This window comes from Bradyrhizobium sp. IC4059 (assembly GCF_020193615.1).
Lineage (GTDB): Bacteria > Pseudomonadota > Alphaproteobacteria > Rhizobiales > Xanthobacteraceae > Bradyrhizobium > Bradyrhizobium yuanmingense.
Genome location: NZ_JADYVH010000006.1, coordinates 468,990 through 481,810, shown reverse-complemented (window position 1 = coordinate 481,810; position 12,821 = coordinate 468,990). Strand labels below are relative to the sequence as shown.

Below are 12,821 nucleotides of genomic sequence, written 5' to 3'. Positions count from 1 at the left end.
GACACACCGCATTGAGCTGGGAACTTCCACCGTGCGTCCCGAGCGGCGAATTCCACCTCGAACAGGCGGCGGATCGAAAACCCGCTTGGCCAACCGACGCCTCAATCGCGAAAGCGCTGACGTTCGCTGGCCTTAGACCTTGCCCGCACGAGCTGCGGTCGTCGCGTTCAAAAGAAGTCGTAAGGTGCTAGCTCTTGGCACAGTCCACAATCCCCGTCGGTTCGCCCCTGTTTTTGTCGAGAGGATAGTTGCCTCTCTGCGGTAGTTTCTGAAGTCAAGAAGGCTCATCGCCAGGAGAGGCACGCGCGTAGCCGGAAAGCGTGCTTGCATCAACTGACGCATGAACTGCAGGCGAGGAATCAGTCGGGAGCGCAACGTGTGTGGAATATCGACGCCAAGCAGCTCGGCAACGGCGATCAGCTGGGTTTCAACCGCGTTCTTCATCAAGTCGCCCGAGACACGAGAGGTAAGCTGCTCCCAATCGACAGGCTCGGCTGAATGGCTTAGGTCGCGCAATTCAACAAGGTGCCGCAGGTCGAGGTCGCCGAGCCAATAACCATAGTCTTGAAACTGGTCATGGATGATCAACATCAGCGCTTGGAAGGTTGGCGTGGGGATATATACGCGTGCCCGTCCGAGCGGCGCAGGAATACAATGGTTCAGCGCATGCCCGAAGTTCTGGTAGAGGTACGCAGGACCTGGAGCTGCCTGCTGCAGGTCGATGGACCCGACATCCTGGGGGCGATTCAGATCGGCATACCATCTAGGGCTTTCGGGAGGGGTCTGGTTATGGATATCGTACCCAATGCCAGATAGCGCGGTGACTGCCGTTCTGGCGTCGTCCGGCATGACCATGATATCCAGATCCGACATTATCCGAACGCCTCTTCGCGTCTGGGGCGCGGTCGCCAGTGTCGAAGCCCCCTTGAGTAGGACCGGCGTAATGCCATGACCGTTCAGCGCAACGACGGCCTCTTCGAGTTGAGCGACGAGGCGGTCATTGCGCAGCGCGTTTCGGCGGTGGATATGGCGAATATAGGCGCAGACGTCCTCCGGCAGCACCGACGCGAATTTGTCGACAAAGTCGATGAGCGCCGGCGTCGTCAGGGTCTGATTTGCGAGCCCGATGACGGACGTCCACTCTACGTCGACGGGCGGCATGCCTCGCAAGCAATTGCAGAGGCTCCTGACCGCGCTGCTATGCCTTGCCATTGCACAGATCCACAAGCAGGCGCCGAGCCTCTCCGGCCTCGCAGTAGGTGAGTTGAAGCGATCGCGCACCCGCGACAATCCGCCTTAAAGCAAGAAAGCCAGTCTGCGACAGTCTACCATCGCCGGCGAATGCGTGCTCGATGAGCCGCTTCATCGAAGCCAAACGATCTATTTCGGTTAGTTCGGTCGGACCGCTCGCGACCCGGTTCAAGAAGATGATCCAGCCTGCGGAGAAGCTTTCGTTCTGCGCATCAGGAATGGGTACGTACCGCACCCGAACGCCGTCGGAGCGGCAATGCGTCGCATCGTAGCGGTCGCCATGTAGTCGCGAGAGCAAGTCCCACGATCCTTCCTTGAGGGTGAGCGCAAACGGGACTCCGCAGATCGTTCCGTCACCGCCAACCAGCGCGACGTCATCGCCAGCGTACCGAAATCCGGCGTCCACCAGCTGCAGTGTGAGGGTAGACTTTCCTGCTCCCGGATGGCCGCATAACAACAGGCCCATGCCGTCGTTCACGAGAGACGCGGCATGAAGGGAGAACACCCAACGAATGTTTCGAATAAGCCGCTCGGTGACGTGAGCTTTGATCGTAGGAGCTAGTGCATCGACTTCGCATCTGGAAATGCTGGAATCCCCTGCGCGCAAGAACACTTGCTCATCCAGCATCATTGCCTCGATCGCGATGTCGCCGTCGCCGCCGGCACTCTGGTCCGACACACTGAATGGCGACAGCAGCCGCCTCAAGAGGTCCGGATTTGCAGCCCGGATGTCTATTCTGTGGCGACCCAGATGAGCTGAGAAGGCGCAATCGGTCGGCATTCGCCAATCGACTTCGAGCAACGCACGATCGATCCAGACATCTACGACCTGTCGCGTGAACTGGCGTGCCGTGTGCTCGTCAATGCCTTGCGCCGCAAGCCCCCGATAAATGTCTCCAAGCGAGGAGCCTTCCCCTAACTTGCACCAGATGAATGCCCCTACTCGGTCGAGTTCAAAAATCTTCTGCCCCGCTTCGCTGAAGATCATTGGTCGACCATCCAACAGCGCGAATACTGCATGCGGAGCCGGTCTCAATACTATCTCTGCCGACGATCTTTCCAGCACGGCTTCCACCAATGTGAACCATTCTGCCTCGCCTGTACCGGCGAGGCGGCGACAGCCTCCGGGATGCGATGTTGTCGCGGCACCGGACAAGCGGACCCGCCGCCCCCTGCGAGACTCAATCTAGCCTGGCCTGCGGCGCCTGCGATTTCGTTCACCCGAACACACGCCACCGGTCCGGCTCGTTTGGACATGTCAATCCGGCTGGTCATGCCGCGAGCTGACCGTCCTTGCCCCCGTCTTGAGGAGAAATGTTCAACCCCTGCTCTCCCATGAGGCTCGGCCTGGCGATCGACCGATGAGCATCCAATAGGTACCGATAAGCTTCGCGATCGGCACTCCGTTCTCTTAGAATGCGCTCCTTCTCGCCAATGCTGACCAATTCTGCGCGCATCTGAGCCAGCTGCAGCGTCTCCGAGGTGAGGTTGCACTCGTTAAGAATTAATTCCCACATTGTCTCCTCCAGCCGAAGAAACCTGGACGAGTGTACCTTACGTGATCGGCAGCAATTAACCAACGAGATTTATAGATTTTGCTTATAATCAAAATTTGTTTCATATTTGAACTTCGGGTGAGCATTCAATATCGCGGACAAAGCGCAACCACGTGCCGAACCGACTCGAGAATAATAATGGCCTGCAGAAGCCTACGGAGAAAAAGGGGACTGACGTTTTTCGGCAATGCATCGCGCCGCGCAAAAAAAATAAATCAGCCGAGAGTCGTAAATCAGACCGACAAGGCGAGTTTTAATTTGCACAAATAATAAAAAAGAGAATAGTTAACGGACTGCACCGAGGGGAGTGACACCAGTGATGCGGTTGGCTGATCTGTCCGTCGAGAGGAAATTGATGGTTTCGTCGCAGGGGGAACGTTCGACACGAAGTCGCGGGTATTTCGACATGACGGTTATTAGGCGCCTCCCAGAAGCGTTCGGTTGAGGTCGGACATTATTTAGAGTTGCGGCGAAAGCCCGCAGCTATCCCAAGAATTCGCCAAGCAGGAATCCGGTCGGTTGGAGAAGCGTCGTCACGAGCAAGCTGCCCTTTTGCTCGAACAACGACCCTAGGTGCGATGCCCCCCAAGTCACGCGCACCGACGAGAGCGCACTCCAGCCGGCCGGCCCTTTTACCCGACAAATACGTGTTTCAGGGAGGCTCGTATGGGCATGATCATGGTCAAGTGTCCGCAATCCGGCCGCGCGATTCCGACCGGCATCAAATCCGATCGTGAGACTTTCCTGCGAAGCATCGTGTTTTTCGGCAATACTCTTTGTCCGGACTGTCGGGCCAATCACAACTGGTTTGCCCGCGAGGCCTGGGTCGAGGAGCCGATCGTCAGAACAGTAGAGGTAGCTCGTACAGCGCCAACGTGCTGATGCAAATGACGCGCGCGCTTCGGAGAGTGTGTTGATATTCCCCTTCCGATAGCGCGTTGCTGTTGCAACGCATTGCAACCATTTAGAATATTTTCGCGCATTGTCGTAAAACGAACCGACGCCCCCGGTGGCCATCGCTTAGACGTTGTTGGCACGTCGCCACAAATCCGAGCTTCCGTCACGAATTCGGCAAAGGCCTGTTTGGGGGGTGTTGTAGTGAGTAGTGGGATTTCCAGCCTGGCTGTTCTGCGTGACACAAGAATCGAGCTCGTCAGCCTGCTGGCTCAATTGAGGCGGCTCCGCGAGAAAGTAAGAAGGGCGGAAGCACGGCGCTCGGGACAAAGACGACGGTCAACGTCGGCATCGCGCGCCCGAGGCCGCCGAGCATGAGACATCGCATGCAAGGCATCCGCAGTTCAGGGCATTTGTGACGACTATGCTCCCTGGAGTTGAAGGCCAGCATGGAATTGCAAGCGCTCTTCTGGATCTCCGTTAGTGTAGGACCGCTTCATCGATACCCAACGGGCGAGGAGAACATTGGTGGCCCCGGTCGATAACAAGCGACGGTATCGGCTCTTTCGTTCCTATTCTGTTCCAATTGGGTTTGTCTGACCGACCCGCGAGCTGGCGCATGCCCAACCCGCAACTGACAACCGTCCTCGCCAGGCACCTCCCGAGACCTGAACGTGTGCAACCTCTACTCGAGGACGAAGAACGTGGGCGCGATCCGCCGCTTGTTTGGCGAGCTCAACAGCAGCGTCGGCAACTTGCCGAGCATGCCAGGCATTTTCCCGGATTGCCCGGCCACCAATCGTCCGCAACGTGCCCGACGGGCGTGAGGTCATTGCGGCCAGCTGTCCGCCGAAACTCATCATTACTTAGGATGGGGGTGAAATTTTGAAGGCAACGAGCAAGCCACACAGTGAGCTTGCGTTCACTTTCGACGGCTCTGGTACACTCGTATTCACCGCCACGGTGGGCAACCCGCCAGCGATCTGCAAATTTGGTGCGCTCGGAGGGACTCGAACCCCCACGGTGTTACCCACTGCCACCTCAAGGCAGCGCGTCTACCAGTTCCGCCACGAGCGCTAGGAGATGCCGGCCTGAGGTCGTTCGGGCGGCCGGATCAGCGGCGCCGATCTAACAAATCCATCAGGGGGATACAAGCCTGCAAAAGCCCTGAATTCCACAAGCTTGGCAGGAAAAACGCCGCCCTTCCCCGGGAGATCGGCCTTATCGGATACCCAGGCCGCTACCGCTTGCCCGGTCCCGTGTGACCGGGACCGCTACCGCGTCCCCGGCGAGCGCGGCAGCATCTGCTTGACCTCGACCGCGATTCTGTTGCGGTCGACCAGCACGACCCCGGAGGCGACCGGCAGATTGTTGGCGAGCACCTTGACCTCGTCGGCCTCGGTTGCGTCCAGCTCGATGATGGCGCCGCGGGAAAGACGTAATACCTGATGGATCGGCATGGTGGTCGTTCCGAGGACGACCATGAGATCCACGGTGACTTTGTCGAGAGTGGGCACTGTCAGGACCGCTGCAACTTGGGACTTGGGCCAAAGGACTTGGCATTTGCACCTGCGATCATCACCACGTTATGGTTAGCCAATGGTTAATTCCCCTGAAAGCCACCGCCAAGACCTCGATTTGACGTCGTTTTCCGCCGCGGGCGGCGAAGTCGTCGAATGGCGGATTTCGGATGCCCCGGTGCCCTATCCGGAGGCCGTGGCCGCCATGGAGGCGCGTGTCGTGGCGATCGCCGCGGGCGAGGCCCCTGAACTGGTCTGGCTGCTGGAACATCCCCCGCTCTACACCTCCGGCACCTCGGGCAAGGAAAGCGACCTGCTCGATGCCCGATTCCCCACCTATGCTGCGGGGCGCGGCGGGCAGCTCACCTATCACGGGCCCGGCCAGCGCGTGGCCTACATCATGCTCGACCTCAAGCGCCGCCGGCCGGACGTGCGGGCCTATGTCGCGAGCCTGGAGGAGCTGATCCTGAAAACGCTCGCCGCCTTCAACGTCCGCGGCGAGCGGCGCGAGGACCGGGTCGGCGTCTGGGTCAGACGACCCGACAAGGGACCTGAGCATGAAGACAAGATCGCGGCGATCGGCGTCCGTCTGAAGCGCTGGGTCTCGTTTCACGGCATCGCCATCAATGTCGAGCCGGAGCTGTCGCATTTCGCCGGCATCGTGCCCTGCGGCGTCGTCGACCCCCGTTACGGCGTCACCTCGCTGGTCGATCTCGGCCAGCTCGTGACCATGGCCGACGTCGACATCGCGCTCAGGCAGGCGTTCGAAGAGCTGTTCGGACCGACCCGCGCGCTGCTGCCGGAAGCGGCAGTCTAATACTTTTTTTGTTTGAGCCGACCGCGCCGCTCTCCGCCCGCCGCGGAATCAGCTACGCTTCATTTCGGTGCCGCCCACGCCTCCCCCCTCCGCCGGGAAAGCAGACCTCATGCCGGGCGAGTTGATCATCGGCCGACTGTTCGAGCGCCAGGCATAAGGAGGGGTTGCGATCCATGCTCGCAATGGGAGGTTTTGACGATGAAACTGTCTGCGCCCATCTACCATCTGAAGCGCAAGGCCAGGCGCCTGTCCCGCGAGGCCGGCATTCCGCTCCACGACGCGCTTGACCGCATCGCTGCGACGGAGGGCTTTTCCGCCTGGAGCATGCTCGCGGCGAAAGCAGCCGCACTGACGCCGGCGAGCAAACTGTTCCCGCAATTCCGGCCGGGCGATTTGGTGCTGGTCGGGGCCCGTCCCGGCCAGGGCAAGACGTTGATGGGCCTCGAACTTGCCATCGAAGCCATGAAGTTCGGCCATCGCGCCGCGTTCTTCTCGCTCGAATATACCGAGAAGGATGTGTTGGACCGCCTCCGTGCGATCGGCGTGGAGCCGGCGCAGTTCGACAAGCTGTTCGAGGTGGATTGCTCCGACGGAATCAGCGCCGATTACGTCGTCAAGCAGATGGTGGCGGCGCCGCGCGGCACCTTCGTCGTGATCGACTACCTGCAACTGCTCGATCAGAGGCGGGAAAATCCCGACCTCGCCGTGCAGGTGCGCGCGCTGAAGTCGTTCGCGCGCGACACGGGACTGATCGTCGTCTTCATCTCGCAGATCGATCGATCCTATGATCCCGCAGCCAAGCCCTGCCCCGATCTCGGCGATGTCCGCTTGCCGAACCCGCTGGACCTGAAACTGTTCGACAAGACGTGCTTCATCAACAACGCCGATGTGCAGTTCCGCGCCGCAAGCTGATGGCCTCGGGCCGCGGGTGAGATCGCTCACCCGCGGCCTCCCGCATCACGCCGCCTGCAGCGACACCTCGAGCTTGCCGGCGATGTAGCGCCGCTCCTGAGACAGGCCGCCAAAGCCGTAGGCGTCGCCCTTGACCTCGTCGACATGCAGGTAAGTCTCGGGATGCAGCGGGCCCAGGATCTCGGCCATGCGCTTGAACATGGCAGCGAGATAGGCCGCCTTCTCGTCCTTGGTGTTGGTGCCCTCGGTGACGTGGATGTCGATCCAGTAGCTGGCGAGCTTCTGCTCGGCCAGCGACTTGCCGCCGGCGAACCAGTCGCCCGCATCCACGGACTTCACGATGATGGCGGTAACCTTGGGGTCCTTGCGCAGGATCTTTGCGGTGAGCTCGGATACCGCGCTCGCGATGTCGGCCTTCAGCGACGGCGACTGGCGGGACGTGGTGTAGGACACGGTGATCAGGGGCATGGTCGTTCTCCTCGATAAGCTGCGCAACTTGCGCCGCGTTGGGGAGAAACTAGACCTGCCGCCGTCATTTTGGTATCTTATCTATACTGATACCAGTGATAATTATTTGTAATGAACGCCACACTCGACATCGCCACCGTCCAGGCCTTCCTTCTGGTCGCCGACCTCCAGAGCTTCACCCGCGCCGCCGAAGCGCTCGGCACGACGCAGGCCGCGGTCAGTCTCAAGCTGCAGCGGCTGGAGGCCTTGCTGGACAAGCGCCTCGTCGAGCGCTCGCCGCGCGCAGTCCGCCTCACCGCCGATGGCGCCGCGTTCCTCGGTCGCGCCCGCGCGCTGATGACGGCGCACGATCTCGCATTGTCGGGTGACGCACCGGCCACGCAGTCGCTCTCGCTCGGCATCTCCGATCACGCCGCAGGCCCCGAATTGGTGCCGCTGCTGGAACGCCTGCACGCGATGTCGTCCAGCCTCACCCTCGCCGTCACCATCGGATTCTCGCGCGAGATGCAGGATGCCTATGACTCGGGCGAGTTCGATGCGGTGATCGTGCGCCAGGAAGGCAGCCGCCGCGGCGGCGAGAAGCTGGCTGAGGACGAGTTTGGCTGGTTCGCCGCACGCCGATTCACGTTGCCGAAAGGCGAACCATTGCCGCTTGCGACCCTCGCCCCACCCTGTGGCGTCCGCGCCGTGGCGGTGCGCGCGCTCGACAAGGCCGGCATCTCCTGGCGCGAGCGCTTCGTCGGTGGCGGCGTCACCGCGGTGGTCGCGGCCGCGCTAGCGGGGCTTGCGATCGCGCCGCTGGCGCGGCGGATCGCGCCGCCCGGGCTGATGGACATCGGTCCTGCGCACAAGCTGCCGAAGCTCGGCAGCTCGAAGGTGATGCTGCATTCGAAGGTCAGCGATCCCGCGAAACTTGCCGCGCTGCGTGCGGTGGCGGCGACATTCCGGAGCGTGGCGGCTTAGGGCGTCAAGCCAACCTCGCCTTGTTCGTGCGCAAGTCGCGCAAGACATATCATCACCTCACAGGATCGCCTCGAACGCGCTGCGCAGCGTCTCGTGGCGGAACACGAAGCCGCGGCTCAACGCCTTGTTCGGCAGCACGCGCTGGCCGCCGAGCAGAAGCTCGTCGGCAAAGCCGCCGCCGATCCGGCGCGACAGGCCGCCGGGAATGCGGAACACGACCGGCCGGTGCAGGCGGCGGCCGAGTTCTTTGGTGAATTTCGCGTTGGTGACGGGGATCGGCGCCGTGGCGTTGACGGGACCCGACAGATCCGGCGTCGCGATCAGATAGGCGATCAGCCGGATCAGATCGTCGCGTTCGATCCAGGACATCCACTGCCGCCCGGTGCCGAGCGGGCCGCCGAGGCCGAACTCGAATGGCGTCAGCATGCGCGTGACGAAGCCGCCTTCCGTGCCGAGCACGAGGCCGATGCGCAAATACACCACGCGCACGCCGAGCTCCTCCGCCGGCCGCGCCGCTGTCTCCCAGGCCGCGCACAGCTCGTGGCTGAAGCAGGCATGCGACTTTGCCGATTCCGTCAGCACCTGGTCGGCCCAAAGGCCGTACCAGCCGATCGCCGAGCCGCTGATCAGCACCTCTGGCTTGCGCGCGAGCCGCGCGATCAGCTTGACGACCTCTGTGGTCATGTCGATGCGCGAACCGATGATCTTCGCACGCTTCGCTGCGGTCCAGAGGCCGTTGCCGATCGGCTCACCCGCGAGATTGACGATGGCGTCGATTGGCGTGTCCGCGGCGAGCTGGTCGAGGCTGGTGATCAGCGTCACCGGCGGCGGCAGCATCTCGGCCTTCGCCGGATTGCGGATCAGCGCAATGACGTGATGTCCTGCCCCGCTGAGGCTTGCCGCAAGCCGGCTGCCGATGAATCCAGTGGCGCCGGTGATTAGCACGGTCTTGCGGCCACCAACTTTTTCGACAAGCCCGGCTGCGGGAACACCCTTCATCCGAGCGAGCCGCCGCACCGCCGCGAAATCCCTGAGGCCGCACAGTGCCGCGCCAAATGCGCAGGCGGTCGCGGCGATGCTGAGCAGGCCCTCATAGACGACGATCACGCCGGCGGGCTGCATCGCCCAGGCGATTAGCACGGGCATCAACAGCACCAGAATGGCGCCGTAATTGATCGCAAGCAGCGTGTGATTGATGCGCTCGCTCGGCGGCAGCTTGCGGCTGAGGTCCTCCTCGATGAAATCCATCAAGGTGATGACGATCTCGGCAACCAGCACCGCGACGATCAACAGCGCCAGCACGCCGTGAACCTCGAGCCAGCCGAGCACCAGGAACAGCAGCGCATAAAGCATGTTGCGGATGCCGTGCAGCTTCAGCTCGAAGCGCTGCGAGGGCCGCCAGGCCAGGCGCTCGGTGAATTCGTGATGATAGAAGGTGTCGAACACGCCCATCACGATCTGGATTGCGATGAGTGTCCACAACAGCGGAGTCATGATACGGCCTCCCTGAACAGGACGGACTGATGGATCAGCGCACCGCGACGCGGGTGAGTGACATCGAGCGTGAAGCGGAAGGCGCCCTCGCCGAGATCTCGATGTGTCACGATCAGCTCGCCCGGCGTCAGCCAGCCCGGCAGCGGAATCCACAGCCGTCCAAGCTGGAGGCCGTAGCCGGCGCTGCGAAAGATCAGTACCTGATCCTCGACCGCAATGCGCAGCGCCATCGACACGCCGAAGCCGACATATTCCTCAAGCCCGGTCGGACCGGCGAAGCGCTTGGCGGAATGGATCACCTGCGGAAAGCCGCGCTTGCGCGCGCAGATGCGCGTCCAGGTCTGGCCGCCGGTCGCGCCGTCCTCGGTGACCGTGACGATCATGGGCACACCGATATCGCGGCCGGCCGGCAACGGTCCGCCGATCAGGCGCGCGGCCTGCGCGAACCACCAGCCGAAATCGCTGAAGGCGAGCTCGTCGACCACGCCGACATAGACGATACTGTCGCCGTCGGCGACGCGTTTCGAGAAGCGGCGCCAGGTGGCGAGCGGCAAGCGGCCCCAATCCTCGTCCGACAGCAGCGTGCGGAAACGTCGGTCGTCGAGCAGTCTTACGTGAGCGGAGGTCGATGCGTTGGAGCCCGATAGTCTTGCCGACGTCATCGCAACCTCCTCGATGCTATTTGACCTTGCCGATCGGCAGCAGGTTGGCGATCTTCTCGCCAAGTCGCATCAAGGCGACCAGCCGCGGCCGCGGCACCTTCAGCATCTGCATGAACCAGTGGTCGGCGAGCTCGGAGAACGCGAGCATCTCCTTGAGGCGCTTGGCTGCAACGGGACTGATGCCGGGATCGTCCGTGGCATCGGATACGCAGGCGCGAAGCGCCGCGATCGCCGGGTCGATCTCCCGCTCCTTGCGCCGCGCCGCGATCCTCGCGGCGATCTCCCAGATGTCGGTCTCGGCCTCGTAATGGTCGCGGCGGTCGCCCAGGATCGGCACCCGCCGGATCAGGTTCCAGGCGAGCAGCTCCTTCAGCGAGTTGGAGACGTTGGACCGTGCCAAGCCGAGCGTCTCGGCGATGTCCTCGGCCGTCATCGGCGCCTCGGCGAGATAAAGCAGCCCATGAATCTGGCTTACCGAACGGTTCACCCCCCACTCGTCGCCCATGTCGCCCCAGTGCAGGATGAAGCGCTCGACGGCCGCGGGCAGTTTCTTTTTTCCGGTTATTTCTGTCATGACAGAAATGTCAGACAAAACCGGTTTCGTGTCAAGGGGAAGGCTTGCATACGGCGCGCTTTCGCTGCCTAGAAATGTCCCAGAGGGCGGGAACCATCTCGCGGATGCCGCGTTGTTCCCGTCGAGGCGGGGTCCGGGAATGGTCGAAAAGTTCAGTCAACAGAGAGACCTGTTCGAGAGCGAGCGCAGTTTCCGGCTGTTGGTTGAGGGGGTTGCCGACTACGCCCTCTACATGCTCGACCCCAACGGGATCATCACCAGCTGGAACATCGGCGGCGAACGCATCAAGGGTTACTCCCCCGAGGAGATCCTCGGCCAGCATTTTTCCCGTTTCTACACCGAGACCGACCGCGCCAATGGCAAGCCGGCGCGGGCGCTCGGCATCGCGCGGGAAAAAGGCCGATACGAGGAGGAAGGCTGGCGCGTCCGCAAGGACGGCACGTTCTTCTGGGCGAGCGTCGTGATCGACCCGATCTACGAGGACGGCAGGCTGATCGGCTTCGCCAAGATCACACGCGACATCACAGAGCGCCGCAATGCCCAGCTCAAGCTCGAGGCGATGCAGAAGCAGTTGGCCGAGTCGCAGAAATTCGATGCGCTGGGGCAGCTCACCGGAGGGGTCGCCCACGACTTCAACAATCTTCTGATGATCATCAGCGGCAGCCTGCACATCCTGAAGAAAGGCGCCGCAGACGATCCCAAGCTCGAGCGCGCCATCTCGGCGATCGACACCGCGACCAAGCGCGGCGCAGCGCTGACCAACCAGCTTCTCACCTTCGCGCGTCGGCAAAGCGTCAACCCGCAGGCGATCGATTTTGCCGACCGCGTCGCGGCGATCCGCGAGGTGCTCGACGCGGGCGTCGGCAGCTCCGTGCGTCTCGCTTTCGACATCCACTCCGACACCTGGCCGATCAAGGCCGACGTCTCCGAGCTCGAGACCGCGCTGCTCAATCTCGTCATCAATGCCCGCGACGCGATGCCGGACGGCGGCACGGTGACGATAGGTGCGCGCAATCTCGCGCTGAACGAGGCGCCCCTCGTCGGCGATTTCGTCGCAATCGACGTCCGCGATACCGGGCTCGGAATTCCTTCCGACGTTCTCGACAAGATCTTCGAGCCGTTCTTCACGACCAAGCCGATCGGAAAAGGCACGGGCCTCGGCCTTTCGCAGGTCCACGGCTTCGCCCACCAGGCCGGCGGCACGGTGAAGGTCGCGAGCGAGCTCGGCCAGGGCACGACATTCACCATCGTCCTGCCGCGCGGCAACGCTATGCCGTCGCGGGAGGTACCGGAAGCGGCGTTCCGCGGCAGCGGCACGGTGCTGCTGGTCGAGGACAATCCCGATGTCGCGCTGGTCAGCATCGGTCTTCTGGAGCAGCTCGGCTACCGGGTGCGCCGTGTCGCCGATGCAGAAGCGGCATTGCGTGAGATCGAGAGCGATGGCGTCGACTTCGTGTTCTCGGACATTGTCATGCCCGGCAAGATGGACGGCCTCAGCCTCGCCCATCACCTCCGTCAGATCCGTCCCGGCCTGCCGATCCTGCTCGCCACCGGCTACAGCGAGGTCGCCGCCGGCGTCCGCGGCGATTTCCCGATTCTGCGCAAGCCTTATGAGATCCACGAGCTGAGCGAGGCGATCGCGAAATTGCCGAGGTGAATGTTCACCGCTTACCAAGGCCAACTCGCCGTCATGGCCGGGCTTGTCCCGGC

General features: G+C 62.4%; 13 protein-coding genes, 1 tRNA gene and 1 pseudogene. 6 read left to right on the top strand and 9 right to left on the bottom strand.

Going from position 1 to position 12,821, the window contains the following annotated elements; translation table 11 throughout:
* Positions 1-132 precede the first annotated feature (132 nt).
* The 3 genes from I6F12_RS21695 to I6F12_RS21685 form a co-directional block, all read right to left on the bottom strand.
* Entirely contained in the window at positions 133-1,161 is a 1,029-nt protein-coding gene (locus tag I6F12_RS21695; RefSeq protein WP_225157179.1) for a nucleotidyltransferase family protein, read from the bottom strand.
* 37 nt (positions 1,162-1,198) lie between these two features.
* Complete coding sequence (locus I6F12_RS21690) at positions 1,199-2,239, bottom strand: serine/threonine protein kinase (protein ID WP_225157178.1); 1,041 nt, start codon at positions 2,237-2,239, stop codon at positions 1,199-1,201.
* Positions 2,240-2,522: 283 nt separating this feature from the next.
* On the bottom strand, positions 2,523-2,768 hold the full coding sequence (locus tag I6F12_RS21685; protein ID WP_225114290.1) for a hypothetical protein: 246 nt from the start codon (positions 2,766-2,768) through the stop codon (positions 2,523-2,525).
* A gap of 705 nt (positions 2,769-3,473) precedes the next feature.
* Between I6F12_RS21685 and I6F12_RS21680 the strand changes: the two genes are divergently transcribed.
* Both I6F12_RS21680 and I6F12_RS21675 read left to right on the top strand, forming a co-directional pair.
* Positions 3,474-3,689, top strand: a complete 216-nt coding sequence (locus tag I6F12_RS21680) for a hypothetical protein (protein ID WP_074448160.1) — start codon at positions 3,474-3,476, stop codon at positions 3,687-3,689.
* A gap of 686 nt (positions 3,690-4,375) precedes the next feature.
* Positions 4,376-4,511 (top strand): annotated as a pseudogene (locus I6F12_RS21675) (SOS response-associated peptidase); the annotation flags it as partial.
* A 182-nt stretch (positions 4,512-4,693) separates the two neighbouring features.
* Here the strand turns inward: I6F12_RS21675 and I6F12_RS21670 are convergent.
* Both I6F12_RS21670 and I6F12_RS21665 read right to left on the bottom strand, forming a co-directional pair.
* A tRNA-Leu gene (locus I6F12_RS21670) sits at positions 4,694-4,778 on the bottom strand.
* Positions 4,779-4,975: 197 nt separating this feature from the next.
* Positions 4,976-5,218: a FliM/FliN family flagellar motor switch protein gene (locus I6F12_RS21665; RefSeq protein WP_018647371.1), complete on the bottom strand. Its 243-nt coding sequence runs from the start codon at positions 5,216-5,218 to the stop codon at positions 4,976-4,978.
* Positions 5,219-5,300: 82 nt separating this feature from the next.
* On the opposite strand from I6F12_RS21665, the gene lipB reads away from it, so the two are divergent.
* Together lipB and I6F12_RS21655 are read left to right on the top strand one after the other, a co-directional pair.
* Positions 5,301-6,038, top strand: a complete 738-nt coding sequence (gene lipB / locus I6F12_RS21660; RefSeq protein WP_225144578.1) for a lipoyl(octanoyl) transferase LipB — start codon at positions 5,301-5,303, stop codon at positions 6,036-6,038.
* A gap of 198 nt (positions 6,039-6,236) precedes the next feature.
* The gene (locus tag I6F12_RS21655) at positions 6,237-6,950 is read left to right on the top strand and encodes a DNA helicase (RefSeq protein WP_225157177.1); all 714 of its coding nucleotides are present in this window, start codon (positions 6,237-6,239) and stop codon (positions 6,948-6,950) included.
* A 45-nt stretch (positions 6,951-6,995) separates the two neighbouring features.
* On the opposite strand, the gene I6F12_RS21650 is transcribed toward I6F12_RS21655, so the two are convergent.
* Complete coding sequence (locus I6F12_RS21650; RefSeq protein WP_225144576.1) at positions 6,996-7,418, bottom strand: 4-oxalocrotonate tautomerase family protein; 423 nt, start codon at positions 7,416-7,418, stop codon at positions 6,996-6,998.
* A 111-nt stretch (positions 7,419-7,529) separates the two neighbouring features.
* On the opposite strand from I6F12_RS21650, the gene I6F12_RS21645 reads away from it, so the two are divergent.
* Positions 7,530-8,381, top strand: coding sequence for a LysR substrate-binding domain-containing protein (locus I6F12_RS21645; RefSeq protein ID WP_225144575.1), 852 nt, complete (start codon positions 7,530-7,532; stop codon positions 8,379-8,381).
* A 57-nt stretch (positions 8,382-8,438) separates the two neighbouring features.
* Here the strand turns inward: I6F12_RS21645 and I6F12_RS21640 are convergent, their stop codons facing one another.
* From I6F12_RS21640 to I6F12_RS21630, 3 genes are read right to left on the bottom strand one after another with little or no spacing between them, the layout of a single operon-like run.
* The gene (locus I6F12_RS21640; RefSeq protein ID WP_225157176.1) at positions 8,439-9,875 is read right to left on the bottom strand and encodes a TIGR01777 family oxidoreductase; all 1,437 of its coding nucleotides are present in this window, start codon (positions 9,873-9,875) and stop codon (positions 8,439-8,441) included.
* Complete coding sequence (locus I6F12_RS21635) at positions 9,872-10,537, bottom strand: DUF4166 domain-containing protein (protein WP_225157175.1); 666 nt, start codon at positions 10,535-10,537, stop codon at positions 9,872-9,874. Before I6F12_RS21635 ends, I6F12_RS21640 begins: the two co-directional genes overlap by 4 nt.
* A 16-nt stretch (positions 10,538-10,553) precedes the next feature.
* Positions 10,554-11,111: a MarR family transcriptional regulator gene (locus tag I6F12_RS21630; protein ID WP_225144573.1), complete on the bottom strand. Its 558-nt coding sequence runs from the start codon at positions 11,109-11,111 to the stop codon at positions 10,554-10,556.
* Between the two features lie 139 nt (positions 11,112-11,250).
* Between I6F12_RS21630 and I6F12_RS21625 the strand changes: the two genes are divergently transcribed.
* On the top strand, positions 11,251-12,768 hold the full coding sequence (locus tag I6F12_RS21625) for a PAS domain-containing sensor histidine kinase (RefSeq protein WP_225144572.1): 1,518 nt from the start codon (positions 11,251-11,253) through the stop codon (positions 12,766-12,768).
* Positions 12,769-12,821 lie beyond the last annotated feature (53 nt).

Excerpts from the sequence above, each read along its gene's own strand:
- I6F12_RS21695 (WP_225157179.1), bottom strand. The coding sequence starts at position 1,161 with ATGCCGCCCGTCGACGTAGAGTGGACGTCCGTCATCGGGCTCGCAAAT.
- I6F12_RS21690 (WP_225157178.1), bottom strand. The coding sequence starts at position 2,239 with ATGATCTTCAGCGAAGCGGGGCAGAAGATTTTTGAACTCGACCGAGTA.
- I6F12_RS21685 (WP_225114290.1), bottom strand. The coding sequence starts at position 2,768 with ATGTGGGAATTAATTCTTAACGAGTGCAACCTCACCTCGGAGACGCTG.
- I6F12_RS21680 (WP_074448160.1), top strand. The coding sequence starts at position 3,474 with ATGGGCATGATCATGGTCAAGTGTCCGCAATCCGGCCGCGCGATTCCG.
- lipB (WP_225144578.1), top strand. The coding sequence starts at position 5,301 with ATGGTTAATTCCCCTGAAAGCCACCGCCAAGACCTCGATTTGACGTCG.
- I6F12_RS21655 (WP_225157177.1), top strand. The coding sequence starts at position 6,237 with ATGAAACTGTCTGCGCCCATCTACCATCTGAAGCGCAAGGCCAGGCGC.
- I6F12_RS21650 (WP_225144576.1), bottom strand. The coding sequence starts at position 7,418 with ATGCCCCTGATCACCGTGTCCTACACCACGTCCCGCCAGTCGCCGTCG.
- I6F12_RS21645 (WP_225144575.1), top strand. The coding sequence starts at position 7,530 with ATGAACGCCACACTCGACATCGCCACCGTCCAGGCCTTCCTTCTGGTC.
- I6F12_RS21640 (WP_225157176.1), bottom strand. The coding sequence starts at position 9,875 with ATGACTCCGCTGTTGTGGACACTCATCGCAATCCAGATCGTGATGGGC.
- I6F12_RS21635 (WP_225157175.1), bottom strand. The coding sequence starts at position 10,537 with ATGACGTCGGCAAGACTATCGGGCTCCAACGCATCGACCTCCGCTCAC.
- I6F12_RS21630 (WP_225144573.1), bottom strand. The coding sequence starts at position 11,111 with ATGACAGAAATAACCGGAAAAAAGAAACTGCCCGCGGCCGTCGAGCGC.
- I6F12_RS21625 (WP_225144572.1), top strand. The coding sequence starts at position 11,251 with ATGGTCGAAAAGTTCAGTCAACAGAGAGACCTGTTCGAGAGCGAGCGC.